This window comes from Ruegeria sp. BE9, from assembly GCF_056538765.1.
In genome coordinates, this window is sequence record NZ_JBQFTS010000001.1 from 1,244,561 (window position 1) to 1,270,475 (window position 25,915).

Here is a 25,915-nt window from a genome sequence, read left to right on the forward strand (position 1 = left end):
CCCTTCATGCCTTCTGCGGCCTTTGCTCAGGCACAGGCTGGTTGGGGCAGTGTCGGCCAACAGGAGGAAAAAGGGTTCTCATGGACCGATCCCCTTTGGCCAGATTTCTGGATGGCCTGGACCCCGGCAACGCTGGCTGTGTTTGTCGGCATCTTCTCTGCGATCGCACTGATAGGTGTTCTGGAAGGTTTCAAATACCGCGACGGGATCGAGCGAAAAGGCGTGCTCGGGCTGACCACCACGTTGGGCGACCGGCTGTTCATCACCCTATTGGGTTCTGCATATATCTTCCTGGCCTGGCTTGGATTGGTGGGGCAGCCCGTTTGGACACCACTTTTCCTGTCCATCGGCTGGGGCGTCTTTGTCTTCTGGAAAGTTTAAGCTTTGCGAAACAGCGAAAGGATGCTTGTCTGTCAGGCATACTAAATAATGCGACACGAAAGACCGATGCGAAAGAAAAAGACAACAAACCTTCTGACCGAAGTAGAACTTGAGTTCATGAATGAACTTTGGGCGCTTGGTCAGGGCTCGGTCCGTGACGTGCTTGATCGCCTGCCTCCAGAGCGCAATCTGGCTTACACCTCCGGTGCAACCATCCTGCGGATTCTTGACGACAAAGGGTTTGTCGAAAGCCACAAGGACGGGAAAACGCTGATTTATACGCCTCTTCTGGAAAAGGACAGGTATCAAGCGCGGTCGCTGCAGAACCTGTCGCGGACACTGTTCGACGACACGCCTGCCACGCTGGTTGCACGTTTGGTCGACGATGCAGGCCTTAGCGAAGCCGATCTGGAGGAAATTCGAGCACTGGTAGAGAGGAGACTGCATAATGACAGCGGTTAAACCGGTTCTCGAAGCATATCTGGAATGGAATCTCGTCCTTGGCCTGGCTGCGATTGTCTGGCTGGTGGCACGAGGGGTCTTATCCCGAACATCACTAAGCCACGGATTTGTGGCGCAGTTGCGTACGCTTAAGGCGCTTTGCCTTTGCGTGGTCCTCAGCCCACTACTGGCCCTGGGCGTTTCTGCGCTCGCTACGCATACGTCGGCCAAGGGCACCTTGGCGATCGGAGATATTGCCGTAGCTGCCTATCTGCGCGGCGACATCGCTATGCCTGCGACCCAATTCGAAGCGCTTCTGAACACCCGCCAGCGTTGGGTGGATGTTTTAGCCGGCGGTGAGCACCCTGTGGTCTCCGCGATCCTTGTCCTGATGGCACTGGCTGCTTTGGTCTATGCCCTACGTGTAATCCGTGACGGGCTGGCAATCCGTGAGACAGTGAACACCAGCTTTTTGTGGCGCCACTCGGCCAAAGTGGACATCCGCTTGTCCGACCGAATTGCCGTACCTTTTGCCGTTCGCGGTTTACGCCGACGTCATGTCGTACTGCCCAGCCACTTACTGGACACACCCCGAGAGCTCCGGTTCGCGCTGGCCCATGAGCTTCAGCACGTTCGCGCCGGAGACGTTGAATGGGAGCTGGGCTTCGAACTCTTGCGTCCGCTGTTGTTCTGGAACCCCGCCTATGTGGTCCTAAAGTACCAGTTCGACCGCCTAAGAGAACTGGCCTGTGACCAATCCGTGGTCGCGCGCAAAGGAATAGATGCGCGAGATTACACAAGTTGCCTGCTGGATTACTGTACCCGCACGGTTGTTCGCGGAAGCCCAAAAGTTCTGAACGTGGCTCTGGTCACTGGTGGCAAAGCCAAGCGTGTTTTGCGCCAACGGGTAATTGCCCTGGCCGATGCCCCGTCAGACCAGACGACACCCTTCATGTTCTTGGGCCTCACCGTCATGTTCGCGGTAGTTCTAGGCCTCGGTGCTGCCTCGGTCCAGCAGACCGAGGATTGGAGTCATGATCGTCTAATGCTCTCAACCGTGGTCAATCTGGAAAGGTTGGAAGCACGGAATCAGGGGAACTGACCGACTACCAACCGCGTCTTCCGAACAATGCCTGCAACCGGTTCTGCCCTGCAAAAGGATCGACCGGTTGTGGTGCCGTCAGATTTGAAACAACACGACGGACCAAAAACCAACATATTACGGCGAAAATGACGCCTCCTAACGCTTGCCCCAACAGAACTCCTGGTGCGCCTGCAATGTACGCCCCTGCGACGGCAAAGGGCCATGTCCCCAGTGTATGGCGCCCCCAGTTGACCCAAGTTGAATAAACCGGGTGACCTAGGTTGTTGAAACTGGCGTTCGCAACAAAGATCACACCATTGAAGAAAGACGCGAGGGCCAAAGGCCCACAGAATAAGTAGATCAAAGCTCTTGTCTCGCCCTGTGCCTGAAACAAGTCCGCGATCGGTGCGCGCAGTAGGAACAGCGTGGCTGCCATCAGGCAAACATAAACAGCGGTGAACTTGACCCCTGCGATGAAGGCCTCTTTGACACGATCGTATTGTCCTGCGCCGAAGTTTTGTCCGACTATTGGCCCGATAGCCCCTGACAACGCAAAGACGACTGAAAAGGCAACAGGTATTAACCGTCCGATGACAGCCATGCCAGCCACGGCATCAGTTCCGAATTGGGCGATTTCCCGAATGACGATTGCATTTCCGATCGGCGTTGCGACGTTAGTCAGAACGGCGGGAATAGCGATCGCTCGAACCGGACCAAAGTCTGACGCAACCTGCCCGAGCGATGGACGAGCAAATCCACGATGTACGCGCACTGCCGGCCTGACCGCAGCAACAAGAATACAGATACGTGCAATTACTGATGCGATAGCTGCGCCATCCAATCCAAGCCCAACAGCGAAAATCAAAATGGGATCCAATACGGCATTCGCAACCCCGCCGTAAATCGTAGCTTGCATTGAGCGTCTTGCATCGCCGTGCGCACGCAGCACAGCCATACCGGTCATCGCAACCGCCATAACCCACATGGTCGGCAAAATAATGGAAACGTATCTGGACGCGAGGTGCAGAACCTCACCCTCCGCTCCCAACAAGGACAAGAAGAACGATATATTAAACAAGGTAATAGCGGAAACAGCCAAGCCGATGAGTATGCCCAGAATTGCGACGCTGGTTCCGAACCGCCGCGCTTGTTCGGGCCGCCCAGCGCCAAGCTCTCGAGCCACCAATGCGCCTGCCGCGATCGACAAGCCTACATTAATCGAGTTGGTGAAAAACAGCAGCGTTCCTGCATACCCGACTGCCGCTGCCAGAGCGTCATTGCCAAGCATCGAAATGAAAATCATGTCGACGAAATCAACGGCGAAAATGGCCATCAAGCCGATACTTGTTGTCAACGACATGCGAGTGACATGACGCATCAAACTGCCTGTTAGAAAGACCGCTTTAGCTTCGGATTGTGTTGCCATGATGCTCTTAGCCTTTTCCCTAGCCAACAAACTGCCCGTGATTGGGCAACCGCCGCAACAACAAATCCGGAGTTCTTTCCGGCATTCCCGGATTTCCGTTTCAAATTAAAACGCAATCCTGATTAGCTACACCGGGGTCCATGGAACCAAGGATTAAAAATGGTGCGTATTGCCTGCATCGGAGAAGCAATGATTGAATTGTCTGCCATCGGCTCAGACGCTCGGGTCGGCGTGGCAGGTGATACACTGAACACGGCTATTTACGCTCGGCGCACGGCCCCCGAGTTGAACATCGATTATGTGACCTGCCTTGGTGACGACCCGATGTCTCAACGGATATGAGAGTTCATCAAGGGAGTGGTATCGGTGCGTCCTCAATTCAAACTCTCCCGGGCAAATCTCCTGGTCTTTATCCTATTTCGACAACCCCAGAAGGAGAGCGCAGCTTTACTTATTGGCGCAGCGAGTCAGCCGCGAGGCGCCTATTCGCGGACTGTAACTTCAGCATATTAGCGCGATATGACGCGCTTTACTTATCTGGAATTGCGGACGCGATCCTTCCACACAACGTCCGGCTTGCACTGATCGAATGGCTGAAATCTAACAGCATCAAACTGATCTATGACAGCAATTTTCGGCCCAAGATTTGGGACAGCATTTAACATGCCCGCCAAGTGAACAGCCGTTTAGGGCAACGGACGAATATTGCCGTACCTTCAATGGATGATGAGATTGAGTTGTTCGAAGAAACTGAAGAAGAGGTCATCCGCCGTTTTGCCAACCACACTGGGACCGGGGCACTCAAACGCGGGGCGAAAAGCCCCTCGCCAGTTCGATAGCAGATGTTGAGCGTATCAAGAATGCCGCCAAACAGGCGAACAGGCAGGTCTTTCCAGTTTTCAAATACAGATGGATTCCCTCGTTTTCTCAGCTACGCCACTTGCAGTCCGCAGGTTTGACCGGAGAGGTTCAGATAGCTTTGCTTGAGACACATTTGTCGCATGGAACTGAGTACTACGCGATACCTGGGCGAGGGACTTGGCAGGGTGAGCGCGGTGGAGCTGTTCTGTGACACGCAATCCACAATCACGATCTTCTAACGCATATTGCCGGGCCAATCGCCGCTGTTTCAGCGATGAAAACAACAAGGGTGAACCCTATCGAAACCGAAGACTGCGCGTCGATAGCCTTTACCATGAAGTCCGGGGCGCTGTGTACCAGCAGTATAACACTCGGCGCTGCACGGGATGAAACCCGAATACGTATAGTGTTCGAACATCTCACGGCCACATCCAGTGTCGAACCCTATGCCCCGGGCACCATCAAATGGACATTTGTTGCCCTGGATCCGACACGTCAGGCGGCCGTTGATGCTGCTTTGGAAAAGTCGCCTTCTGAACCCAATGGGTTCCAAGGGCTTTTTCACCGAAGTTGGCAAAGCGCTGGCCTCCGCTCCCAACACCGCGGTTACTTTGGCGGATGGCGAAGCTTCTGTCGCCCTGGTCACCGCTATCTACCATGCCGCCCGTAGCGGGCAGAGCGTCACTCTGCCAATCGCATCCGATCACCCACTGTACGAAGGATGGTTGCCACGACCTCAGCCGATCTTCCCGATTATCCAGCTATGCGGCCTGATACCCACGAAGAAACTGAAGTACAAAGTCAGACAACTCGGCTCTAAGTGCATCCGCTTCCAGAGCCACAAACCTGCCCTCAAGTGACAATTTTACGATCCCATGAACCGCCGAGAAAACGGTTCGCGCTCGCAAAGCCAGTGCTTCTTCGTTCAAACCGGCGCTGATTTCAGAAAGCGGTTCCATGACTTCAGCAATCAACTGCGCGTGCTCTTCCAAATGCCATTCTGGAACAGGCACCCCGGGCGGCATTCGATGATCAAACAAAGCCGCCCACAAGTTCGGGTTTTCTGTACCGAAATCTAAATACGCCAGAGCTAGCGCCATTAGCTTTTCCTCTGGCGCAGTCTTCGACGCAGATGCCTCCTGCAAAGCGGTATGCAAACGGGCAAGAGTTCTGGAGTTTACAGCCAGAATCAAAAGGTCCAGATCTTCATACGCATTATAAAGACTGCCGAGGGCGCAACCGGCATCTTTAGTAACGTCTCGTGCGCGCAACGCAGATAAACCTTCAGATTTAACCCTCTGCTCTGCCGCATTCAGAAGATTTTCCTTCAGAATTTCTCTTTTTGTTTTAGCCACTTATATCCCCAGCCCCTCATTTTGTGAACATTGTTCAATTTTATTGTTGAACGACGTTCAGAATCATCGCATGGTCATTTCATGAACAATGTTCATAAATGAGGAGCCAAGGATGTTCAAACAGTTTGCCACTTTGTTAAGAGGCCGTGCCCATGAGGCCGCAACGGCGGTGACTGATCGCCACGCGCTACCCATTTTGCGCCAGCAGATCCGCGACTGCGCCCATGCCGTGCAAATGTCCCGCAAGGCCGTCGCTGTAGCGATGGCGCAGAATGAACAAGAGAAAAAACAACACGATCGGCTGACCCAGCAGATCGCTGACCTTGAAACGCGTACTCTGGAAGCCCTGCAACAGAACCGCGAAGCGCTGGCGCGTGACGCTGCCGATACCATCGCCCACCTGGAGGCCGAACGAGACGTGTCCACTCAGGCCCAAGCCCGTTTCGACACCGAAATTGCTCGACTGCGGACCGTACTGCGTGAAGCCGAAACCCGTTTACGCCAACTTCAGCGCGGCCAAAGACTGGCCACTGCAACGGACAAGACACAACGCCTGCAACAAGTGGCACCTGACAGTGGCCTGTCTACCCTGCGCGAGGCTGAGGACACCTTGCACCGTCTACAAGAACGCCAAAGCGAAATGGACGCGACAGCCCGTGCCATGACCGCATTAGAAGCCTCTGGCTCAGCTGAGACTGTCCGTGACCGGCTGGCCGAAGCAGGCTGCGGCAAACCCTTGCGATCCAGCACCGACGAAGTTCTCGAGCGCCTGAAAAAGAAAGCGCACAAAAACGGCAAGTCAAAATCGAGCTGAACAAACTCAACACAAACTACTGAAACAGAAGGGATACGAAAATGAATAATGAAGAAACAATGAACCTGCCGCAGTCCAACGCATGGAACGTGTTCACCATCGCATCATTCATTGTCGCTGCGGCGATGATGGCAGGCGGCATCTATTTTCTAGAAGCCAGCTTTGCGGCAAAAGGCTTCTACTCTATGTCAGCTCTTATGCTGGTTCACACCACCGTATCGATCACCAAAACCCTGCGTGACCGCGAAGAATCCCAACGTTTGCACAATCGAATTGAGGAAGCGAAAACCGAAAAACTGCTGAAGGAGGTCGGCGACAATATCGCCGCTTAAACGATCACATCGCGCAAAGACAAGCGTGCGCGGTTGGGAGTGGCTCCGCTTGCCACTCCCAGCCGCAATGCGTTGAAAAGCACCCTACCCTGAGGCAGCGCAAACCGTTCTGAAACAGCCTGTCGCGTCGCGAGGTCATCCGCCAGCGCCGCTGCGGGCCAGCCGACAAGCCCTCGGCTGGTAGCTTGCAACCATGTTCGATAAAACGCCCGCCCAGCTTTCACGTTTGATCCATTTTCGGCCCAGTGAAACAACACTATTGCGCCTGCCTCGCTCGTCCTGGCGGCCTCGCCGGACAAGGTCGGGCCAAGGCCCAACTTGAAAAGCAAGTCGTATACACCAGTTCCCAGAACCGCTGGAGTTATCGCCGCAGTCGCCGCCCCCATCGCCAGGACGTTCCGATTCAATCCATCCGCGTGATAATTCGGATCGGTTTTTCGCAAACGCATCCAAGTTAGCAGTTCTGACCGAAAAGGTTTCGATCGCATCACATTGGCCGAAGCGATGTCGATCTGAGCTGCAAGCCAGTCGACCTGACCCCGATCAGTCACCAAGACCATGTGGTCCGCGGCCCAGTTCTCAAATGCTGTATTGATTGTCGGCGCGAAGCCCAAGCGATGCGTCAGTCGTTTGTCGATCTGGGAGGCCAATGCTGCATCTTCCGGGTTCGCAACGCCCTTGGGCTCAACTGTTGCTATTAGCCGCAGGCCGTTACTTTCCGCGCGTTCAGCAAGAGTCACCGACGCACCGCCCCCCTTGGAGGCAAGTGCCAGAACCGTCGCTTCGACAGCGGCACCACAAGAAACCTCAAGATCACGATCATTTGGATCGCCGACAGGTAAGCGCCGCGATAGGTCGGCGAATACTTGGATCACCCCGTTTTCCAACGCCCACCGCGCGGGTTGGGTGTTGTGAGCCGAGGGCGCAAGCATCGCCTTTGCAACTACATCTTCGAATTCTTTGGAGTTCATCAGGTCAGTTCCTTTGAAAACAGATGCAATTGATGCAGAGGGCTCGCCCCCGCTTTTTCTGCTTGTCTCAAACTGGCGTGGTTCTCATCTGCTATCCATGTTCCTCCGACGGTTTTGTACCCTGCGGCGATCATGTCTCGCGTCATCTCACTCAGCATAAGCGGATTCACAGACCTTCCTTGAAACTCGGGCATGACACCTTGGAAGATCACGACCGCACGGTTTCGACGGGCTTTGTACCTGAGATAATGCCAAGGCAGCGAAAGTCGCACACGCGACTGTAGGCGCCGCAATAACGGGTTAAGGTCTGGTATGGCAATCACCGCTCCGGCTGGTCTTCCCTCATAATGCACAACCTTGGAAATTCGGGAATCCATGACCCATTTCATATCCTTAGCCTGAAAACTAAACTCTTCCGCCGTAACCGGTACGAACATCGGGTTGTCTTTGAAGCTGCGATTAAGAATAGCCCGAGCGTCCTCGAGCCTTTCTTCTATGGTCGAACGCGACACAGGTGCGAAAGAGAACCCTTGCTCTAAAAGATGCGCACGTTGGCCGTCAGGCAAAATCTGTGAAGCCCGAGTGGTATCAAGGCGGCGTTCGAATGTTTTCATCGGAAAATGACGCGAATACCCGTTTGCCTCTAACAACCCGGGCAAATGAGGCGCACCCCAGACTTGATCCGTGAAAGGGGTGTGGTCAAACCCTCCGGTCATAACGCCCGCCTGCTGCATTGCAGTCAGGTTAAAGTTACCCACCAGTCGCGCCATACCTTTGGAACGAGTCCAGCTTTCAGCCGCGGTTAACAGGGCCGCTGCAGCGTCGGGGTCATCGGCGCAATCAAAAAACCCAAAGCACCCGCGAGCTTCTTTGTGTAATTCGTTCGAAGCGCGATGCAGATGGGCCGTAATCCGGCCCACAGGATGCCCCCGTCGAAAGGCGGTGAAGTAGGTAAAGTCAGACCGGTCAGTAAATAGTGGATTACTGATCGAAAGAAACCGCCTCAAATCCCCTTTCATGGGCGAGACATAAGGCGTGTCTGGGCCATAGGCGTAAAAAGGGGCTGCGAAGAAACTCGCGAAGTCCCGTTCGCGAACCTCAATCATGGTTTGCCCCTGCCATAACAATTCCAGCCATCCGCTGAACCGCCCTAAGCCCACCACCGGTGCCGTCCAACACCGCGATCTCAGGGCTATTGAGCATAGCAACTTGCAATGGCCTGACGGACAACATCACTGCATGAGTTGCGTCGAACCGGGAAAACAACCAGTTGATCTGCTCATCAGCCGACACACCCAGCTGTTGAACTGGTGTTTCACTGAGCTTCGCGCGCAAAGCCTCCAAGTCCATGTCGAACAACTCGGGCTCCGAGACCAAAACTGCATTCGGAGCACCTGCGGCGCGGCGCAGCAAGGCCATGCTTGCCTCTGCCCCCTGCCCGGTGGCCTCTGCGATCTCGCGCAAGGCAACAAACTGTCGATCCTCAACTCTCAACGCGGCTGCAGCACGCCAAATCACCAACAGGATAAGAGTGGACACAATGACAGCCATCACCTGTACACCCGACCTGAGATCCATCGGTACGATGCCAGCGAGAACCAGTGTCAGCAAACCAGTGACAACAAAGACGATCCCGAAACTCCGCAATGTCTCCCACGATCGGAAACCGGGACGATTCAGGCCGATCGACAACCAGCACAGAACCAACACCGCCACACCACCCAGCCGGACCGGCATGTCCACGACTGACATGCGCATAAAGTCAGTCGCCAGAAATGGGAGGATCAACAAAAAGGACAGGCTCATCCGTTTGATGGTCCTGTTTTCAGTTGACGAAAGGCTTTCCTGGTCTCGACGCAAAACAAAAAGTGCTACGCCACCAAGTCCAACAAGTTGGAAAAACAACAGCCCGACCAAACGCGTGAATTCTAAACTGCTGAACTGTAGAAGCCCCAGCAACGTGAATGCCACCGCCCCCCAGGCGCAGATCTGTTTTAAAGGTGGCGGAGCATGGCGCCGTAACAACCCCTCGGCCAGTAGCAATGCAGCCAAAGGCAGCATTGCAGCACAACTATTTGTAATAGATGAGAAAAGCCAGCCCCACCCACTCCAATGACCAATCCTAGCTAGCATAAAGACGACCAGAACCCATAGGCAGAAACGAAACCGTCTGGCGATTTCAGGCCTTTGAACCAGGTCCTGCAAGTGTATCAAAACAGCCAGCGCGCCCAGCGCGGCGCACAAAGAAACCCAAGAGTCAGCCAGCAAGCTCGCCCCAACCGTCATCGCGCTAACAACCTGTTCATTTGACGACGAACCAATGGGCGCATCACAGCCGCTAAAAGACCGGGCAATGGACGCTCAATCTTGCCTTTGTGCGGGTTGAGAAACCAACCGCGATGGTCCGCGCCATGTGGACGAGACAGTACTGAGTTCAGCGCCTCGCCCCCCATAAGCGTCCCAGCCATGATCACCATTGGCGCAAAGGACATACGACTGCGCTTACCTGCGATCACCTCGCCTGCCAACGCCAAATCGACATGATGCCTGGACGAAGACTGGGTCAAAACATATTCGGCCTCTGCCGCAGCTGCCGCGTCGCGCATATCATTGGTAAGCGCATTCCAAGCGGTTTTTTGGGTCGGGAAATTAAAACGCTCTTCTGGCATGGGATCACTGGGCGCGGTCACATAAACTGACGGCAATGGCGAAGCGTATGCATCAATTACAGTACGCCCCTTGGCCCGAGCGGTTCGGTACAGCAGCAGACTAGCCCCCAGGTCATCGGTGCCGTTTATGACAACGTCCGAGGTTTCGACCAAGCGTTCCACATGGTCAGGCCAATCCGCACCCAACACTTCGATCTCTGCATCCGGGTTGATCTGCAAACACTGATCACGCGTGGCCAAAGCCTTATCATGGTCAACTGTTTTCAACGTCGCAAAAAGCTGACGGTTGAGGTTGGAGACCTCAAAGCGGTCAAGATCCGCGAGGATCATCCGCCCCACTCCCGCCCGGATCAGAGTCATAATGGCGCTGCCGCCCATCCCACCGGTTCCGCAGACAAAAACACAGGCGTCGCGCAGGGTGTTCTGTTCTTCCTCAGTAACGAAACCAAGATTACGGTTCGTGAAATCAGCGTAATCAAAAGCCGTCACTTGTTTTGCTCCCTTGCCCGTAAAATGCCAAAGTCTCTTTGCGTGTCAGTCCACTGCCAAAGAGGTATCGCAAGACGTTGGAGGACGGCCGCCGCCACTGCCAAAGCAACAGCAGCAAAAGATCCCCGGGGAACCTCGCGACCGATATAGGATAATGCAGTCGGCACATCCATTTGTCCTAGCTGCAGAACATCGTCGCCTCTTTCGTAGTCCAACTGATCTCGGCAAAAGTCGTTGACGGCTTGATCCCGATGCTTCGCTGCGCTGGCAAATGATTTCTTCAAATGGTCTGAACCACCTGTGTAGGCGTTGGTAATGACGAAGCGCTCTTCATCAAACCCCGCTTCTTCCCCAACACCGAACACATGACGGTGCTGCCTCATGATGTTGCGAGCAAGCAGAAGATGCAAAAGGCTGCGGCGGTTCTGTTCTGTTCCATCCGGTGTCGGAAATACACGAGCGAACCCACGCCCCACTAGCCCTACGACCGCAGGCACTTGAGTAACATTCGAAACCCACAGCGGGTGCATACCATTCCGAAACAGCATGAGAACGCAGGTCAGGCCATACAAAACCCAGCTGAGTCCTTGGCTACGCAAGTTTGGGTCAACCATCACCAAGCCAAGGTGCAACACCTCTTCGGAGCGGTGTCCCAGATCATTCTCCATGAGGGCCAGAGCATTAAAAGCTACCGGCGTCTGATCATCGATGCGTGTGACCAGAGTTATGACAGATTGCCTGAGCCTGTCTCGATCGCCAGCGAAGACACCATAGGTCAGCTCACCAGCGGGTAGAGTTTTTCCAGCCACCTTTCGCAGATCGGCGACCAGTTTTTCGAGCTCTTGTTCCTGCATCCACAGGCCCGGCCGCTCAACAATACGAACGGCATACCCGCCCGATGCCTTTAGCCGAATATCCATGTACCGCTGCGCAACGGCACTAATCAGGGCGCTTAACACTATTGGTTCCTGTAAGTTACTGCTTGATGCCAGATAATTGGCTTATTTTTACAAAACTGTGGTTTGGACCGCGCCATTTCTGGATACCGGGCCTTTTCGACATGAACTACCTTTTGCCCGACTGGGGCAAGTCGTGAATTCCCCCAGAAATCAGAAAGGTGGCCCCCAATTTGCCGAAAGAGCGCCTTGTAACTAAGCTCCCTATGTTAACGAAGGGCGAGGATATGAAGATTGTATCGGGCGGGCAGACTGGTGTGGACATTACCGCGTTGGAATTCGCACGGGAAAATGGACTTGCGTATGGCGGCTGGGTTCCGAAAGGTCGAACGAACGAAGCAGGCCGAATACCGGACGGCTTCAAGGGCCTGACAGAAACAGAGGCCGAAGACGTAGTCGAAAGGACAAAGCGCAACGCCGAGAACAGCGATGCCACGCTTATCTTCGTCGACGGATCGACCAGCCCCGGCACTCAGCAAACAATCGTTTTTGCGGAAGCTGCTGCAAAGCCGCATCTGGTCGTGGACTTGAGAGACGGCATTGCTAAATGCTCTGAAAAGGTTCGGGTATGGCTAATCGATCAATCTTGCGCTGTTCTGAACGTTGCCGGCCCAAGGGAATCCGAGGCCCCGGCGATTGGCAAGCAGGTACGTCAAATCCTTGACAGCAATCTGCACCTATTAAGGGGCTAAACACCCAGCCCTGCAGGTTGCCCAAGCCCCGCTACGAAAATCTCTTCAGCGATGCGAATTTCAACTAACACACGTATCAAACAGAGACAATTCTCGCGCAATACACCCCCAGAACAAGTACTGTTGCTAATTGCCCAACAATAATGATGTCAAACACCCGATAATCTTACAAAACATGTGACGTTTGAGGTGCTTGATGTATTCTGTGCGAAGTGAGGCCCCGAGTAGGTTAACAAAAAAAGCCAAGTAAATGGTGATGAGTATGAGTTGTTACAAGTTTGAGTTGGTACAAGATGGAACTTGGTGGTGGCACAAGCGGAGCGTGGCTTCCTGACACGCGACACACAAAGGCACTAATTAACTTTATTCAATGGAGCCAGGGCGGCATCGTTTTGGATGCAGCGCTTGAATCCATTGTAGACGCATTCGGCGCAGACTGCGGGATGATCAGTCGTGTTTGGTTAAACAAACGCACTGACAGAATCGCGGCCCGCGCAGATACTCGGAATCAATCCGGAACTCGTCCAATCTATTTCTCGCTGACAAATGAGATTTTAGGTCCGTTTAGGAACAAGCCAAAGCGCGCATCGGTTTTCAGCTACCTGGAAGAAGGTAAAAAAGAAACCGAGCTTTCGACTGGCGTTGTTGATTGGATGTCGCATCGGAAAATCCACGATATTCTGTTCATTTGCCTAGATAACAATGGCAACGAGCTCGACTTTCTTGAGCTTCACTTTTGCCGCAACGCAGATCGCAACTACCGACATGGTATTGATGTGATTGCTGGAGAATTGTCCGAAATCTACCAAAGACGCCGTCCCGGTTTGGTTATCGAGGCCATATCCCGGCAATCTTTGGTGAAGCTAAAAAAGCCGATCGAGAACGCATTGATCATGAGCATGGAAAACCCAGCGGGGCTAACCCGCGCTGAATGGCGGGTCTGCGTTCTCATTTCTCGTGGATTGTCTCCGCAGGCGATTGGAGACGAATTGAATATTGGTCCGGCAACAGTCCGGACTCACCTGAAACACATCTATTCCAAAACGTCGCTGGATAGCTTTCATATGCTTGCACGTCAGCTGGTTTCATTGGAAGAACGCGAAGCTATTCACGGGATACACTATCAGGCCCGCGCATAATGTTTGAATTGACATGGCAATCTTGGGTAACGCTTTGGCTGTTCACCCCGTTGCTTGTCGCAATTGCTTGGACTGATCTGACGCAATTTCGCATTCCCAATACATACTGCTTGATCGGTATGACCTTATTCTTGGTCACACTGCCGTTTTTGGGATTCGACGAAACTTTACTTAGACTCGGCGCAGCATCCGTCAGCTTTATTCTGTGCGTTGGTCTGTTCGCTCTGGGTTGGCTAGGCGGCGGCGACGCGAAAATGTTGCCCATAGTTATTCTGGCGATTCCCGTGCCGGCGCTTTCGACTTACATGCTATTGCTTTCATTCACGATGGCCATTGGGATGATCGCTCTGGCACTGTGCAGAAAGCTAGTTAAGCAGCCACTGCCCGCCCTTGAGGCAACTTTTCAGACCCAAAAGTTCCCGATGGGAATTGCGATCGGGCCTTCGGGCCTCATCCTCGCGATCATGTCGTTGAACTAACGGCTGGCACCTTCACGGCGCCGAGCCACCTTATTGGGCAAACGTTTCGATATAACGAATTACGATCGGCGCCAGGATCAAACCTGCGATGGACGGCAACATAAGGGTCGCCATAACCGCGGACATCTGAACCGGAAGCTTGTTCGCCTTTTCCTGCGCACGCAGTTCACGCAACTCGCGCATTTCTTCGGCATATGTGGTCAAAGCTGAGGATAAAGGAACGCCAAACCGCGTGGACTGCAACACGACACTTACGAAGGAACTCATCTCATCGATGCCGGTTCTGCGTGCCATCCGCATCAATGCAATTTCACGGTCACGACCTGCCTGGATCTCACTTAGTGCAATCAAAATCTCCTCGGACATCTCGGGGGAAACCGTTTGCATGTCCACTGCAACTTTGAGCAAAGCCTGATCGAAGCCCATACCTGCCTCGATACCGATTTGAAGCAGATCCAACATATTGGGAAAGGCATTTTCCATACGGCGCTTGCGATCTTTGATCCGCGAGTTCATCCAGTATTGAGGGATATAGAAACCGATACCACACAGCAGTCCGAGGTTCCTGAAAATCTCGAAAGAGTTCAGCCCAGACATATAGTCACCAATGCGGGCGCCAAAACTTGTTGCAGGTTGCCAGCTCATCAGAACAAGGAAGACCAACGGCAGAAAGGTCGCGCTGCCCAATCTGAGGAGATAGAAATTCGCGATAGCGTTTTGACTGCGAAAACCTGCACGAGCCAGAACCTGGCCCACTTCAAACCTTAGGCTGGCATCGCTGGGAATTAACGCGGCGCTCAAGCCCGTGGGGGCGTCACCTTCGACTTTCTCAGGAACAACTCTGGACAGGGTCTGCCGCTGACGTTTTGGCATCATGCGATCAGCGGCTGTAGAGCGCTCGCTGAAGGAAGACGAAATTCCAAAGAACGCGATGATCGCTCCAATGATAACAATCGTGAAAATAAGAACCTGAGTCGCAAGACCGCCGTCGAGGATTGTGTTCAGATACTCCATGCCTAGGTCCCTCCTCAGATTCGAAAGTTTACAAGTCTAAAAAGAACGATCGCATTGACCACGATCGCGGCAGCTATGCCCCCCATAACCGGCCAGAAAACTGGGTAATGCATGACGCTCCCGTAGTAGTCCGGCGTCATTACTGTCATGACCCCCGCAATACCGACAGGGATAAATGACAGGATATAAGCAGTCATACGGCCCTCGGCAGAGATCGCCTTGATCTTCCGGCGCAACGACATCCTTGCCCGGATCACGCTTGCCAAAGTTCTGAGAATTCCGGCCAAGTCACCACCGGTTCCGTGTTGCATGGTCAGGGCCACCGCAAGGTATTGGATATCTTCTTCCTCAACGCGGTCAGCCATGTTTTTGATTGCAGTCGTCAACTCTTCACCATAGGCGACCTGATCAACTACAAGCCCAAACTCTGTTCCGATCGGATCGGGCATCTCACTTGCGACGCTCTGCAACGTAGAGTTCAAGGGGTGACCGACTTTTAACCCTCGCGCCATCAAATCAAGAGCATCTGGGAGCTGTTTGATCAGGCTGGCTCTTCGCTTTTTAAGGTTTTCTCCCAAGTAGATTAGAGGAAGAATAAGAAAAACCAGCGCGCAAATAGGAATGACCTTAATCGGGTCAGCCACCATCGAGCCGCCAATGGCGGAAATCAAAAAGGCTGCTCCGCATCCCAAAAGAAACATCTCGGGCAACATGGTCAAACCAGCAGCCGCAAGCGCTCCAGGCAAGTCACCAACGAAGGGAAAAGACTTCAGGAAAGGCTTGGCTTCCTTGGGCTTCAGCAGGGACAACACATCCTCACCGGTTTTTCCCTGATTGAGCATCTGAATACGGCGATTGATTGCCTCTTCCCGGTTTTCACCACGCTTCAGGAACTGCCGGACACCCTCGTAAGCAAGCAAGGCGCCGAGGAAAATGAGCAGTGAAATCACGAACCTGGCGTCGAACCCGGCTATTTGCATCTCGGGGCCGATAAGCGCGTCAAAGTTAATGTTCGAGAAGTAGGACCGAATACTATCAAACATGATCAACCCTCCTTAAGCGAATTTCACGTTAGACAGATCAACACCTGCTGCCGCGAGGGCGTCGCTGGACTTGGGACGAATTCCAGTTGCCTTGAACCGGCCCAATATGTTGCCAGCTTCATCTTTGCCTTCACGCTTGAAGACAAAGATGTCTTGCATCGTGACAATGTCGCCTTCCATCCCCGTGATTTCCGCAATCGACGTGACGCGGCGGGTACCGTCAGACAGGCGATTGAGCTGCAACACAAAGTGGATCGCCGAGGCAATGGTTGCCCGGATGGCAGAGTGAGGCAGTTCAATCCCACCCATCTGCACCATTTGTTCAACCCGAGACAAAGCATCGCGCGGGCTATTGGCGTGAACAGTAGTCATCGAGCCGTCGTGGCCTGTGTTCATCGCCTGAAGCATGTCAAAGGCCTCTGAGCCGCGCACCTCGCCCACGATGATACGATCTGGACGCATACGAAGGGCATTCCGCACTAGATCTCGCTGGGCGACTGCACCTGTGCCGTCCAACCCGGCTGGACGCGTTTCCATGCGCAGAACATGTTCCTGCTGCAGCTGGAGCTCGGCCGCATCTTCGATGGTCACGATCCTCTCGCGCGGGCTGATGTATGAGGACAAGGCGTTGAGCATTGTCGTCTTGCCCGAACCGGTGCCGCCTGAGATCAAAACGTTCATCTTCGCTTCGACAAGGCCGCGCAACAAGGTTGCAGCGCTTTCGTTTAACGCCTCATTCTTGATAAGACGCTGCATTGTTAGCGGAACCCGTGCAAACTTACGGATCGACAGGGCTGGGCCGTCCAACGCACAGGGTCGAATAATTGCGTTAACCCGGCTGCCGTCTTCCAAGCGCGCGTCCACCCAAGGTTGACGTTCGTCGATACGGCGCCCTACCCGACTTACAATCTTGTCGATAATCCGAAGCAAATGACGCTCATCTCTGAAACGTGCGGATGTTTGTTCCAGAACACCGGAACGTTCGACGAAAATCTGTTTGTGACCGTTCACAAGGATGTCGTTGATGGTTGGGTCTGCTAACAGCGGCTCCAACGGTCCAAGCCCGAGAACTTCGTGCATCAGCTCTTCGACCAAGAGCTTGACCTCTTCGCTGCGCATTGCGCGACCCTCGGCCCTCAGCAGATCAGTGACGTGTTTGCCGATTTCCCCTCGCAGCGTCTCTTCTTCTACTTTCTCGATGACCGCCAGGTTGAGCTTGTCGAGCAGGGAATTGTGCATCCGCGCCTTCAGGTCGATGCGATCCATTTCGATGCCCCGCTGGGCTTCCATCTTTTCGGCCTCGAAAGCCGTAATATCCGAAACGTTTTCAGCAAATTGGTTCGTGTCCAACGGAACAATTTTTGCTGCTTCTGGCGCTGCTCGGCCCGTTCTGTCGAATTCACGAAACATGTCTATAACCTTCTTACTTTTGTAACCGTCACGAATTGATGGGGAGCGACCTATTAGTGGCCAACACGCGGTGGCAAAGAAACCGACGTTTCCTGCGCCAACTTACGGATTGCCCGAGTAAGCGGAGCGCGGTTGGAAACTTCTTGCAATGGCACACCTCGGTCGACGGACTCTCGGACCGTGCGATCGTCTTTCGGCACCCAGTGCGCAAACTCTTTCTCAAGAAGTTTAGACGCTGCCCGATGATGAGCCGCAGGAATGAGCGGTTTCTTTTCAAGAGTTGCGATGAGTTGGATATCCAACGCCGGGTTCTCGGCTTGATAGAAATCCATCAGCTTACGAGCGGACCGAACGGATGGCACCGTTACGTCGGTTACCAAATACAACCGATCAGCTTGCGTCAGAACGGGCGTGATCCATTCAACCAACGCGCGCGGCAGATCGACGACAATGTAATCATGGCTGCGCTTGAGGCTGTCCAGAATTGCCGTAATTTGCTCTTCCTTGATTGCGCTCAGAGGACCGAAGCGCGAAGGAGCAGCAAGAATGTCCACGCCACAAGGAGATTTGACCATGGCTTGCTCAAGGAAGGCGCCATCAGGGATGCTCTCTTCCATCGCCATGCGCCACATCGCGTCGCTCTCTTCGATATCCATCAAAGCCGCAATCGAACCAAACTGGAAATCAAGATCCACCAGGGCGACTTCGTTCGCCGCTTTTTTCTTGAAGAAGCCTTCCTTGGACTGAAGCTCATTCGCCATGTTTGCCGCGACGATCGAAGATCCGACACCACCTCGTGATTTTGCAACGGCGATAACTTTGCCCAATGTCGCCTGCCCGCCCCAAACGGCAGGCAATTGCGCTTGCCGGCGAGCACGGATTTCATCGAGTTGCGGAACAATCTCTTCGTCTACCGCCGTGCGGGGTAAAACGTCATCTACCCCTAGCTTCTTTAGCTGGCGGGCTTTTTCCAACGGCAAGTTCTCAGAGGCCAGCGCAATGATGATAGCGTTCGGCATCCTGGCGTCGCAGATTGCTCGGGCCGTCTGCATCAAATCTTCGGAGTTTTCGTCAACATCGAACAGAACGACGTCGTGCTGTGAGGTCAGTGAAATGGCCGCCCCGTTCACCCCGGCTATGGTATCCTGACGCCCCGTGAACTTGCAGTTAGCCTCTCCAGTCAGAGACCCCTCAATTGCCGAATAGATCTGCTCGTCCGGCGAAATCAATAAAACTGAAATCTGTTTGGCTGTCATGATCTTACTCCTTATTCAGGGACCCCGACGCCGAGGTCTTCGGCCGGGGCCGATGTGCTCATTGCGGGAATTGAAATGGCGGTCGCTTTTCTCGACGCGATTGCCGGGTCGCTTGCGGCCAGCGCCGCCAGTGGTCCCAGCGGCAAGACAAATTGAAACTCAAAATCTGGAACGCTGTCCCCATTCAAGTCTATTGAAGGGTCAGTCCCCACCAACTCTGCCGTCACGACAGGCGTGTAGGGACCGCCAAGGAAACCCAGACGCGGGTCGTGCGAATAAGTGAAACGCACGTTTTCCGGGCCCGAACCAGATGGCATCAGGGCTGCGATCTCATCCCAAATACGGCCGCCATAGTTAGTCGACGTGTCTAAACTGCACGGCTCAGGAAGGTTGGGCGACGCGCAGAAGTCACCGCTTCGGCAAAGAACACCGAACCGTGTGCCTCCTGGTGCTGTGCCGGACAAAGTGTGTGTTGATGGAAGTGCACCGCATTGCGGTGGTCCGACAGTCGCTAGCCGCGACGCCTTTTGCATTGCCTTCTGAGCCATCGTCGTCGACCAATATAGGCGGCCGTATTCCAAAATTCCGAAAATAAGCAGCAGGAACAGAGGAATAACCATTCCAAGCTCGACAAGGGCCGCACCCTTTTCCTGACGCCAAAATGACCGGATGGTATGAAGCATCTTTCTCATACCCCAAAGATCCTGCTTTGGTCGGAAATCACCGTGTTCAGCGAATTCCGTGACGTTCCAAAAAACCCGAAGATGCTACCGAACAAGTAGTCAATGCGGATTTCCGCTGTAACTTGAACAACAGAAGTTGGGTCAATGCGGTAGGCGCCGGTTCGAGAAATGCAGCTAGGCGTTACATCAATCACCGTTGTCCCAATCGGCATGATAGAGGATCCGTCCAAACGGTTTTCTACGATGCCCGTAACCATGTCATCATACCCGCTGACCCCACCTGAGGTGCAGGCATCGATCGGCGCAATCCGCGCAATCATCCGAGAAGCATCGCGCACACCTGCAGCAGTTGCTTGATGAACCCAGGTGATGCGGCTTCCTTCGACGATCACGGCAAAGAACACCAGGATCAGAGGGAGGACCATCGCGAATTCGACCATCGGAGCACCGGACTCACAACGCTTGAAGCGGGCAAGATATTCGATGAGCTTTTTCATCTGTACAGCCTCACAACATCACGGAAAATCCCGTCTTCGCTGCTGCTGCCGGCTCCGCCGCCAACCTGCTCTATAACTTCGACGTAGATGTCAAAATCAGTACCCGAAGACTGTTCCAATGGTTGGATCAGAAAGACTTTCACGAACTCCTGGACCGGAATGTTTTCCGCGCGGCCACTGACGGGATTGTCGGTGCAATTCACGGCGGCTGCGATGAATGTCCGGCGATCGGCTTCATCGATCGGTATAGTCGTTCTCGCACATTGCGGGCGCCCGGTTTCGCTGCGATTGGAAAGAACGTCTCCTCCTGCTGCCCGTGTAATTTCATTCAAGTAGATCTGATGACGCGTAGTGCCAGCAGGAGGACCCAAAGGATGCGCTGCCAGAGTACCATCGGGGCCATTGCCATAATTCATTTCCAGGTATGCTGTGCGCCCACTGTTCCAATCACCGTCTCCAAATCGACTACCATTGCATAGGCCATCGGAGCCAAAGCAATCATCTGGTGGGAACGGCATCGTATCCGTGGATAGATCAGGGTTGTTTTTCAGGCAGCTACCGCCGGTGTTTTCCCAACCCGAGATAACCTGCGGTCCTGGCGCATAAGCATCATCGTTTTTCAGATTGCTCATCGTTGACTGAAAGATGTCAAAGCGAGAGTTGTAGATGGCACTGCCAATCCCGTTACGCTGCCCCGGCTCGGTGTCCACACCACGCTGAGAAACACATTGCGTTAGGTTCCCATGAGCCGCGACTAGGCAGATGTAAAGCTTTGAACCAGTTTCGCCTGCACAGGGGCCGTTAGGATTGATCCCAATATCTGTGGGGTCGAGAAATCCGAAGTTACCAGGCCCCCAAGCCGAGTTATTCCCGCCAGTACGTAGCTTGATTGTCGATCCAACATTCGCGTTTGCCGTCCAATCCGGTGGAATACAGAACATCAACGGTGTCACATCGCAGGCGTATTGTGTGTAACCAGCAATTGCGACCGCGTGCACGTCCCCTCTTGGATCAGCGACCCCCATCATGCGCGCCAGGGTGCGACCGAAGGGAAGAAAGACGGTTCTGGGTGTCGCAGTGACCTCAACCATAACCGCCAGTTCAGGATCCGTGGTGTAAAAGCCAGAGACATCATCTTCGTCTCTAGGGTCAGCGGAGGAATCTGGCAAATCCCTTAGAAACCTTAAAGTGAAATCCGAAGCCGAGCCCAAATCCCGGCTACCTTCTGCGAAGAACTGAGTATCTTGGATCATTTCTTCGGCGGCGGACGTTGCGCGAGTGATGGCATCGCCATTTCCATCCAACTCACCGGCTGCCGCCAATGCCACGTGATCAGTATAAGCCTGAAGATCCGTCTGCGTGGATGCAATGCGCCCCAGATCAAAGGTCAATGCCGCCATGCCGACAATCACCACCATGCAAATTCCGACGAAGACCAGAATAGTCCCTTCTTCGTTCTGTTTGAATTTGCTTGAGGAAAACATGGCTCTGACCCTTCCGTTCTTGAGTTTGAGTGAAGTGCTTAATTGGTTTGAGTTGTCGTGACGGACACCGGTACTTCTTGAATGTCAGATGTACCGCGGCGCACTTTGACGACAGGCTTGGGTCCGCCATCTTCTACTGGTGATTTTTCCAACAGAATGTCGCTCAGACGGATGGCTTCCAAAGGTTCGTCATCCTCTGTCTGCAACGAACGGAGCGACAGGCTTAGACGACCGGCCCTTTGCGCCAATGCCAAGCGTTGACCCTGTTCGGGTGTAACCTCAACAGTTACGGTCCGGGCGACGCCGGGCTGATCAAGTTCTTCGTCGGCGGTTTGGTCAACGCCGATAACCCGGATGTTCTGTAGGATTGTTACCGCGCGCAGAGATTCATTCTTGCCGCGTGTCAAAACGATGTCGACAAAGTCACCCGGCGTTACAAATCCACCTACGCCCGTTTGAGCGTTAACGTTGATTGCCATCGCTCGGTTGTTTTCACCAAGCGTTTGAACAATAGTGACTTTTTCCCCAAAATCCGAGACTTTGGTCGCCAGCAGAATCTCTCCGGGCGCCAAGGCACGTTTCGCCCGGCGCGGATCGTTGCCCTGTTCTGGCAGTACGTCATCAAAACTTGTGAAGACCCCGCCAGGAACCGAGTCCGCGGGCCATTCGATGGATGTTAACTTGTGTCGCTCAATCGGCGATCCGAAGGGAATTTCTTCGGCTACCGCAATAACTCGAACGATCGTGGGATCCGCGGCGGCCTGGTTTCTCTGCAGTTGCTCTTGCGCAATCAGGACCGCGCCACCGGCCAAACCAACCCCTAGAATGGTCATCATCAATGATTTTACACGCATTTTTCTCTCCAATCTTTGGGGTTATCCCGACCAGACAGCATTCAGATCACGCGCCGTGTTAAGCAGTTGGCAGTAAACTAAAATGTTCAAGTAAGGTTGTACCTGATCCCCTCTCTTCCGAGGGGATCAGAGGTTTCTTCGATCCTTGGCTTAGGTGCCGCCACCAGTCGTTGGACGATCCGCTGCGACTGTGTCGGCGTCTTCAAAGTTTCCGACAGTCGTTTGGCCCAGTCCTGTCAGGATTGTGCCACCCACCGCAATGGCGATGAACAGTGCAATACCGTATTCGACAAGCGTTGCACCGCTTTCATCACGACGCAGTTTTACGAAGATTTTACGAATTCCATTCAACATAACTTGTTCTCCAGTCTGTTACTCAGAATGTGCTTGTTGTGCACAGACACGAGGTTGACCCCCTAGCCTTCTCAATCAGTACCAAGCGCAAGACGTGGCAACGTCCCCTCAAACACAAAATTTTTCCCGTTAAACGTGTTTTTGTTTTCCTCTAAGGCACTTTTTTGACAGAATCCGGACACACATTTTCGAAAATATGACCATGGACTTCTTTTGATTCTGTTCGGTCACAAAGGTTCTTAAATAGCGCTGATTTTTTTCCTTTTATTTTCACCAATATCCGCAAATCAAAGCGACATAATACAGAAAACTGTTTCCACTCCTGCCGACGTTAAACTCCGAAACTCCAAACCAAACCCAAAAGGGAGATTTCCATTTCACCTCATTTTAGTGTCCGCAGCTTGCTGCGTGGCGAATGCACTGAATCGCAGATCCAAGCCAGACTACTTCACATGAGTGAATACGCGCGGTGGCTTCCCAGGTTTCACCACAGAGTCACGCCGAACGACACGCCGCCGCCCAGACTGGCGCTTCAGACTCTCATCAGTGGCTAGAGTGAGAGCAAGACCGCCTCACAGGTCTGGGAGAAGAGTTGAGAGAGACGTTCAATTTTCAACGAGAGTGAATATTAATTATTTATTAACAAGAAATTAATAGAACCTTTACCCCAATGATCGCACCAACGCGGATCGCAATGCGGCGATCTTCACATTCCCCCAACCGAGAAAGAACGGCGACCAAGATCGACACCGAAAGCGAAGTCAGTGAGCACAATACGAACACCCAAACAGAGATGGATGCCCAACAAAAATTTATCTGATACGCGCTCGGAAAAATGGGCTGCTTCAACTAGCAACCCGTCTCGAACAGGCAGACACTCAACCGTCATGCCCCACAAATAATACTGAGGAGCATTGAGGTTTCTCGCTTCCTGAAATCGCATTTAACGAAAAAATATTTGAGAGAAATAGATAAGCACTTTTTCTTTATACCTATCTATCCAATCGAAAATCACTTCCAGCCAATGAACCGATTTTCTCTACGAATTTGTTTTGAAGTATCTTACTAATTTACACCGATCTAGCCTAACGGTAGAGGGAAAATTCCTGATCTAACTTTAATCTACTTTAGGTTGATCGAATCTATATCCCCAACAGGTCCTTCACTGCCTCTTCCACTTCATCCGTCACAGGTTTATTTGCCGCGTCCTCCAAGGCTTCTCTCTCGGCTATTTCCTGGTCTTCAACCTGATCTGTGAGATCTTCGACCTCGGTCACGGCTTCGTCGTATTCGACCGCCGCTTTCCTTTCGTCATTCAACTCTTCGGCGGCGTCTTTCGAGGCATCCAGATCTTTCTGAGCTTGCTCCAACTCATCCTCGAGATTGGGATCGTCGGATTGCTCCAGCTCCTCCTCCAACTCTGCAACGCGCTCCGCATTTTCTTGGACGTCGTTCAGAGCGTCCTTGAGATCGTCCTCGATTTCGGAAAGTGGACGTTCGGGCTCATCCAAACCGTCCAACAGTTCCTGAGCCTCCTCCAAATCGTCCCTGATTTCGTCTCCTGCCAAAACCGTGTCGCGGTATGTGGCAATGCGACCAACTCTGGAGTTTGGCGCCGCGTTTCTCAGAGCATTCTCGCTCGCATTGGCAGCATTTAACGCTCCGAGCTCCGAAGGATGCGCCCCAAGTAAGCTGGCATAGGTGTTTTCAGCCCGCCGCACTACAGGGCGAACAGATTTCTCCAGAGGAGTTCGGCTTTTGGATTTGCGGTTTACGTTTGCAACCTTACGTTCAGTTGTTTTTTTGCTTTTGGATTGCTTGCCGCCAATCAAGTCCCTCAAAGAGAACTTACCGCCTTTGAAGGACTTCGATTTCGTAGATTTTGAGTCAAGGCGGCCAATTCGGGATTTACCCGCGCGGGTCTTGCCCACTGCCTTGGCTTCTGCCTTGCCTCCCCCCTTCCCTACACTACTGCCCTTTCCCTTGCCTTTGCCTGAACCTTTGCCCTTACTTTCGCCGCCTTTGCCTTTGCCGGCGCCTTTGCCTTCGCCGCCTTTGCCTTTACCGGCGCCACCACCCTTGCCTTCACCGCCTTTGCCGTTTCCGTTCCCAGGCTTTGCAAACGCATAGTCTGGGGCCGCGACAGTCATCACAACTGCCACGGAGCCCATGAGGGCTAGAGCAATGCAAGACACTTTAAGTATGCAGGACGATGAGACTTTCACTACTTCCCCAAAGATCGAAATTTGATCAACTTCTTAGAAAGTGTCGAACACACGACACAAAAGAACCCGAATCACCATTTAACCCCTCTAGTTGAATGCAGGTCAGTTAAACGGGCGGCTAACTATTCGTTCACCTTCAGTTCATCTTGAATTATGTAGAGTAGTACGTCTGGTTTTTCAGAGTGTTATACATGAAGAAGCTCTTGCTAATTGCCTGTCTGATGGTTCTTTTCCTCACCGAGGAAGGGTATTCGGCCGTGCAAGAACTGAAGCAGTCTGAACTGCGGGCGGCGACAAGCACTGGAAAGGCCATACGCCTTAAGCGTGTCATCAAAGGGGTGGAGAAGGTTTTTGGCGGCACCCCGGTCGATGCACGTGCTTTTAAAGCAGACGAGATCTACTACAGAATCCTGGTCAAGAAACCAAACGGCAAAATTTTAAGTGTAATCGTAAATGCCAAAACAGGAGCCGTTGTTTCCAATAGATCAGCAGTTGGTCGACAAATTTCCGAGGCCGCGCGCGCAAAGTCCAGGACTGCGAAGGCACCTCGGACTAACGCCTTTGGCTTAACGAACAAAAGTGTGCAAAGCAGCAATGCTGCTGGAAACCGCAGCAGCAAAGGCAACGCGGGCGGAAATGGCAACGGCAACTCCGGTGGTAATGGCGGAGGCAACTCTGGCGGCAACGGCGGAGGCAACTCCGGTGGCAATGGCGGAGGCAACTCTGGCGGCAACGGCGGAGGCAACTCCGGTGGCAATGGCGGAGGCAACTCTGGCGGCAACGGCGGAGGCAACTCCGGCGGAAATGGCGGCGGCAACTCCGGAGGCAACTCCGGCGGAAATGGCGGCGGCAACTCCGGTGGCAACAGCGGAGGCAACTCTGGCGGAAATGGCAACGGCAACTCCGGTGGCAACAGCGGAGGCAACTCCGGTGGCGGCAACTCCGGCGGCAATGGCGGGGGTAAGGGAAATAGGTAACCTTGAAGAGGCAGACCAAAATTGAATAG

At 53.4% G+C, this 25,915-nt stretch carries 29 protein-coding genes; 12 read left to right on the top strand and 17 right to left on the bottom strand.

Going from position 1 to position 25,915, the window contains the following annotated elements:
• The first annotated feature begins 111 nt into the window (after positions 1-111).
• The 3 genes from ACR0EO_RS06055 (at position 112) to ACR0EO_RS06065 (ending at position 1,924) form a co-directional block, all read left to right on the top strand.
• Positions 112-381 (top strand): DUF2160 domain-containing protein, encoded by a 270-nt coding sequence (locus tag ACR0EO_RS06055; RefSeq protein WP_480688247.1) that lies wholly within the window; start codon positions 112-114, stop codon positions 379-381.
• Positions 382-447: 66 nt separating this feature from the next.
• Complete coding sequence (locus ACR0EO_RS06060; protein WP_480687969.1) at positions 448-843, top strand: BlaI/MecI/CopY family transcriptional regulator; 396 nt, start codon at positions 448-450, stop codon at positions 841-843.
• Positions 830-1,924 carry a M56 family metallopeptidase gene (locus tag ACR0EO_RS06065; RefSeq protein WP_480687971.1) on the top strand — a complete coding sequence of 365 codons (1,095 nt, stop codon included), beginning with the start codon at positions 830-832 and terminating at the stop codon, positions 1,922-1,924. The genes ACR0EO_RS06060 and ACR0EO_RS06065 overlap by 14 nt, the downstream gene beginning before the upstream one ends.
• A gap of 4 nt (positions 1,925-1,928) precedes the next feature.
• Here ACR0EO_RS06065 and ACR0EO_RS06070 read toward each other — a convergent pair whose 3' ends face one another.
• On the bottom strand, positions 1,929-3,332 hold the full coding sequence (locus ACR0EO_RS06070) for an MATE family efflux transporter (RefSeq protein WP_480687973.1): 1,404 nt from the start codon (positions 3,330-3,332) through the stop codon (positions 1,929-1,931).
• Between the two features lie 159 nt (positions 3,333-3,491).
• Between ACR0EO_RS06070 and ACR0EO_RS06075 the strand changes: the two genes are divergently transcribed.
• The 3 genes from ACR0EO_RS06075 (at position 3,492) to ACR0EO_RS06085 (ending at position 4,863) form a co-directional block, all read left to right on the top strand.
• Entirely contained in the window at positions 3,492-3,674 is a 183-nt protein-coding gene (locus ACR0EO_RS06075) for a hypothetical protein (protein WP_480687975.1), read from the top strand.
• Positions 3,671-3,994: a PfkB family carbohydrate kinase gene (locus ACR0EO_RS06080; protein ID WP_480687977.1), complete on the top strand. Its 324-nt coding sequence runs from the start codon at positions 3,671-3,673 to the stop codon at positions 3,992-3,994. The genes ACR0EO_RS06075 and ACR0EO_RS06080 overlap by 4 nt, the downstream gene beginning before the upstream one ends.
• 473 nt (positions 3,995-4,467) lie before the next feature.
• A complete protein-coding gene (locus ACR0EO_RS06085) occupies positions 4,468-4,863 on the top strand; it encodes a hypothetical protein (RefSeq protein ID WP_480687979.1) in 396 nt (131 codons plus the stop codon).
• Positions 4,864-4,954: 91 nt separating this feature from the next.
• Here ACR0EO_RS06085 and ACR0EO_RS06090 read toward each other — a convergent pair whose 3' ends face one another.
• Positions 4,955-5,548, bottom strand: a complete 594-nt coding sequence (locus ACR0EO_RS06090) for a TetR/AcrR family transcriptional regulator (RefSeq protein ID WP_480687981.1) — start codon at positions 5,546-5,548, stop codon at positions 4,955-4,957.
• A 112-nt stretch (positions 5,549-5,660) separates the two neighbouring features.
• On the opposite strand from ACR0EO_RS06090, the gene ACR0EO_RS06095 reads away from it, so the two are divergent.
• Positions 5,661-6,362 carry a PspA/IM30 family protein gene (locus tag ACR0EO_RS06095; RefSeq protein WP_480687983.1) on the top strand — a complete coding sequence of 234 codons (702 nt, stop codon included), beginning with the start codon at positions 5,661-5,663 and terminating at the stop codon, positions 6,360-6,362.
• A gap of 41 nt (positions 6,363-6,403) precedes the next feature.
• Positions 6,404-6,694 carry a YiaA/YiaB family inner membrane protein gene (locus tag ACR0EO_RS06100; RefSeq protein ID WP_480687985.1) on the top strand — a complete coding sequence of 97 codons (291 nt, stop codon included), beginning with the start codon at positions 6,404-6,406 and terminating at the stop codon, positions 6,692-6,694.
• Here ACR0EO_RS06100 and ACR0EO_RS06105 read toward each other — a convergent pair.
• From ACR0EO_RS06105 to ACR0EO_RS06125, 5 genes are read right to left on the bottom strand one after another with little or no spacing between them, the layout of a single operon-like run.
• Positions 6,691-7,665 carry a hypothetical protein gene (locus ACR0EO_RS06105; protein WP_480687987.1) on the bottom strand — a complete coding sequence of 325 codons (975 nt, stop codon included), beginning with the start codon at positions 7,663-7,665 and terminating at the stop codon, positions 6,691-6,693. The two genes, ACR0EO_RS06100 and ACR0EO_RS06105, sit on opposite strands and share 4 nt — an antisense overlap.
• The gene (locus ACR0EO_RS06110; protein ID WP_480687989.1) at positions 7,665-8,771 is read right to left on the bottom strand and encodes a hypothetical protein; all 1,107 of its coding nucleotides are present in this window, start codon (positions 8,769-8,771) and stop codon (positions 7,665-7,667) included. The genes ACR0EO_RS06105 and ACR0EO_RS06110 overlap by 1 nt, the downstream gene beginning before the upstream one ends.
• Positions 8,764-9,951 carry a hypothetical protein gene (locus tag ACR0EO_RS06115; protein WP_480687991.1) on the bottom strand — a complete coding sequence of 396 codons (1,188 nt, stop codon included), beginning with the start codon at positions 9,949-9,951 and terminating at the stop codon, positions 8,764-8,766. The genes ACR0EO_RS06110 and ACR0EO_RS06115 overlap by 8 nt, the downstream gene beginning before the upstream one ends.
• A complete protein-coding gene (locus tag ACR0EO_RS06120) occupies positions 9,948-10,823 on the bottom strand; it encodes a HesA/MoeB/ThiF family protein (protein WP_480687993.1) in 876 nt (291 codons plus the stop codon). The genes ACR0EO_RS06115 and ACR0EO_RS06120 overlap by 4 nt, the downstream gene beginning before the upstream one ends.
• Positions 10,820-11,782 (bottom strand): hypothetical protein, encoded by a 963-nt coding sequence (locus ACR0EO_RS06125; RefSeq protein ID WP_480687995.1) that lies wholly within the window; start codon positions 11,780-11,782, stop codon positions 10,820-10,822. The genes ACR0EO_RS06120 and ACR0EO_RS06125 overlap by 4 nt, the downstream gene beginning before the upstream one ends.
• A gap of 224 nt (positions 11,783-12,006) precedes the next feature.
• Between ACR0EO_RS06125 and ACR0EO_RS06130 the strand changes: the two genes are divergently transcribed.
• The 3 genes from ACR0EO_RS06130 to ACR0EO_RS06140 all read left to right on the top strand — a co-directional run bounded on the left by ACR0EO_RS06130 (position 12,007) and on the right by ACR0EO_RS06140 (position 14,089).
• Positions 12,007-12,471, top strand: a complete 465-nt coding sequence (locus ACR0EO_RS06130) for a putative molybdenum carrier protein (RefSeq protein WP_480687997.1) — start codon at positions 12,007-12,009, stop codon at positions 12,469-12,471.
• A 278-nt stretch (positions 12,472-12,749) separates the two neighbouring features.
• Positions 12,750-13,610, top strand: coding sequence for a helix-turn-helix transcriptional regulator (locus ACR0EO_RS06135; RefSeq protein ID WP_480687999.1), 861 nt, complete (start codon positions 12,750-12,752; stop codon positions 13,608-13,610).
• Positions 13,610-14,089: an A24 family peptidase gene (locus ACR0EO_RS06140; protein WP_480688000.1), complete on the top strand. Its 480-nt coding sequence runs from the start codon at positions 13,610-13,612 to the stop codon at positions 14,087-14,089. Before ACR0EO_RS06135 ends, ACR0EO_RS06140 begins: the two co-directional genes overlap by 1 nt.
• A 30-nt stretch (positions 14,090-14,119) precedes the next feature.
• Here the strand turns inward: ACR0EO_RS06140 and ACR0EO_RS06145 are convergent, their stop codons facing one another.
• The 10 genes from ACR0EO_RS06145 to ACR0EO_RS06190 form a co-directional block, all read right to left on the bottom strand.
• The gene (locus ACR0EO_RS06145) at positions 14,120-15,103 is read right to left on the bottom strand and encodes a type II secretion system F family protein (protein WP_480688002.1); all 984 of its coding nucleotides are present in this window, start codon (positions 15,101-15,103) and stop codon (positions 14,120-14,122) included.
• A gap of 14 nt (positions 15,104-15,117) precedes the next feature.
• The gene (locus tag ACR0EO_RS06150; RefSeq protein ID WP_480688004.1) at positions 15,118-16,146 is read right to left on the bottom strand and encodes a type II secretion system F family protein; all 1,029 of its coding nucleotides are present in this window, start codon (positions 16,144-16,146) and stop codon (positions 15,118-15,120) included.
• Positions 16,147-16,158: 12 nt separating this feature from the next.
• Positions 16,159-17,556, bottom strand: coding sequence for a TadA family conjugal transfer-associated ATPase (locus ACR0EO_RS06155; protein ID WP_480688006.1), 1,398 nt, complete (start codon positions 17,554-17,556; stop codon positions 16,159-16,161).
• Positions 17,557-17,609: 53 nt separating this feature from the next.
• Complete coding sequence (locus ACR0EO_RS06160) at positions 17,610-18,812, bottom strand: CpaE/TadZ family protein (RefSeq protein WP_480688008.1); 1,203 nt, start codon at positions 18,810-18,812, stop codon at positions 17,610-17,612.
• A gap of 11 nt (positions 18,813-18,823) precedes the next feature.
• Entirely contained in the window at positions 18,824-19,504 is a 681-nt protein-coding gene (locus ACR0EO_RS06165) for a TadE/TadG family type IV pilus assembly protein (RefSeq protein ID WP_480688010.1), read from the bottom strand.
• Positions 19,501-19,992 (bottom strand): TadE/TadG family type IV pilus assembly protein, encoded by a 492-nt coding sequence (locus ACR0EO_RS06170; RefSeq protein WP_480688012.1) that lies wholly within the window; start codon positions 19,990-19,992, stop codon positions 19,501-19,503. The genes ACR0EO_RS06165 and ACR0EO_RS06170 overlap by 4 nt, the downstream gene beginning before the upstream one ends.
• The gene (locus tag ACR0EO_RS06175; protein WP_480688014.1) at positions 19,989-21,476 is read right to left on the bottom strand and encodes a pilus assembly protein TadG-related protein; all 1,488 of its coding nucleotides are present in this window, start codon (positions 21,474-21,476) and stop codon (positions 19,989-19,991) included. The genes ACR0EO_RS06170 and ACR0EO_RS06175 overlap by 4 nt, the downstream gene beginning before the upstream one ends.
• A 38-nt stretch (positions 21,477-21,514) precedes the next feature.
• Complete coding sequence (gene cpaB, locus ACR0EO_RS06180) at positions 21,515-22,330, bottom strand: Flp pilus assembly protein CpaB (protein ID WP_480688016.1); 816 nt, start codon at positions 22,328-22,330, stop codon at positions 21,515-21,517.
• Positions 22,331-22,480: 150 nt separating this feature from the next.
• A complete protein-coding gene (locus ACR0EO_RS06185; protein WP_480688018.1) occupies positions 22,481-22,684 on the bottom strand; it encodes a Flp family type IVb pilin in 204 nt (67 codons plus the stop codon).
• A 1,142-nt stretch (positions 22,685-23,826) separates the two neighbouring features.
• Positions 23,827-24,834: a hypothetical protein gene (locus ACR0EO_RS06190; protein ID WP_480688020.1), complete on the bottom strand. Its 1,008-nt coding sequence runs from the start codon at positions 24,832-24,834 to the stop codon at positions 23,827-23,829.
• A gap of 266 nt (positions 24,835-25,100) precedes the next feature.
• On the opposite strand from ACR0EO_RS06190, the gene ACR0EO_RS06195 reads away from it, so the two are divergent.
• Positions 25,101-25,886 carry a PepSY domain-containing protein gene (locus ACR0EO_RS06195; RefSeq protein ID WP_480688022.1) on the top strand — a complete coding sequence of 262 codons (786 nt, stop codon included), beginning with the start codon at positions 25,101-25,103 and terminating at the stop codon, positions 25,884-25,886.
• The last annotated feature ends 29 nt before the right edge of the window (positions 25,887-25,915 follow it).